This is a genomic window from Halomonas sp. MCCC 1A11062 (assembly GCF_021404355.1).
Classification (GTDB): Bacteria; Pseudomonadota; Gammaproteobacteria; order Pseudomonadales; family Halomonadaceae; genus Halomonas; species Halomonas aerodenitrificans.
In genome coordinates, this window is sequence record NZ_JABFTW010000070.1 from 1 (window position 1) to 388 (window position 388).

Consider the following 388-nt stretch of genomic DNA (forward strand, 5'->3'; position numbering starts at 1 on the left):
CCAGGTGCGGGTCGGCATCCTTGAGCACGCTGTAGAGGTTCTTCAATCCCTCGCGCAGCTCGCGGGCCCGTTCGGGCTCGAGCAGGTTGTCGAGAATGGGCTTGTCGTACTCGTCGACCAGCACCACCACGCGCTGACCGTACTTTTCGTGGGTGCCGCGGATCAGGTCGGCAAATTCACCCGGTATGTCTTCCGCCTGGGTCGCGTCAATGCGTAGCCGCTCTCGATTGTGGCGCAATAGATAGCGGATTCGCTTGTCGATATCGCCGCGGCTCTGCATCACGCCATCGGCAAAGCTCAGGCGAATTACCGGATAGCGAACCTGCCAGTCCCACTTGTCGTGAATATAGAGCCCTTCGAATAGCGCCTCGCGGCCCTCGAACAGGCA

At 60.6% G+C, this 388-nt stretch carries 1 protein-coding gene; it reads right to left on the reverse strand.

Annotated elements, in window-relative coordinates; genetic code table 11:
* Window positions 1-388, reverse strand: a 388-nt coding sequence (locus HOP58_RS22835; protein ID WP_234261922.1) for an AAA family ATPase, incomplete at both ends; no start/stop codon positions are given.